Here is a 1,030-nt window from a genome sequence, read left to right on the forward strand (position 1 = left end):
ATGCTCATGATAATGCCTTTTCCTTTGACAGCTTGTTGATATCGATAAGATGTGTATACCGAACCTTGGTCACTATGCAGTGTACACCCTTCGGGTAAAGAATCTAATTGAGATAAGGTATTCAACACGAAATCAGTATCTTGGCAATCACCGATAGAAAAGGCGATAATCTCGCCATTATATAAATCTTGAATACTTGAAAGATACAATTGTTTCTGGCCAAATGGCAAGTAAGTAATATCGGTTACGAGCCTTTGTAAAGGTGCAGTTGCCTCAAAACTACGGTTTAGTATATTATCTGCAATGTGGTATGGTTGTCCAGTTTGTTTACGTTTTTTTACTTTCACTCGACATTGCCAACCATATTTTTGCATTATGCGTTGCACGACTTTATGATTCACTCGTATTTCTTGGCGTAAGAGTGCAGTAATTTTCCGATAACCGTATCGAAATTTATGTTCACGACAGAGTTCACCAATACGTCGTTCAATTCCTTGGCGAGATCCGGCATCGGTAGATGCTTGTTTCCAACGATAGTAGGTAGATCGTGCAACTCCTAAGTGTATACATATAGCTTTCACACTCATTATTTCTTTTAATGTTTCTACTAACTGTACAGCTACTTCTCCAACCACTTCCTCTCCAACTCTGCGTACTTTTTTAGAACCTCAATCTGTTGTTTTAAATAACGGTTTTCCACTTCTAACCTTGTTTGTTCATTCTCATATACAGGACCTTTATCAAAGGTATATTGTTTACCAACAGGTTGTTCAAATCGATGTAATTCTCCGTTTTTATACCAACGCATCCAGGTTTCAACTTGTGTTTTATGCCGTATATTTAATTCATTTAAAACCTGTTTCACAGGTATACCTGCTAATCGCATTTCAATAGCCTTCATTTTCAAATCATATGGATAACTTACTCTTGTTCCCATAAAAAAACACCTCCTAATTGAATTTTAGGTATCTAAACCCGAATTCAATCGAAGATGCTTTTTTTATTTGTCTATACATTTGGGGTCAGTCCC

1 pseudogene is annotated in these 1,030 nt (G+C 36.7%); it reads right to left on the bottom strand.

From position 1 onward, the window contains the following. A pseudogene (locus AMD00_RS22535) lies at window positions 1-937 on the bottom strand (IS3 family transposase); the annotation flags it as partial. Window positions 938-1,030 lie beyond the last annotated feature (93 nt).

The sequence above is a fragment of the Viridibacillus arvi genome (assembly GCF_001274945.1).
Lineage (GTDB): Bacteria > Bacillota > Bacilli > Bacillales_A > Planococcaceae > Viridibacillus > Viridibacillus arvi.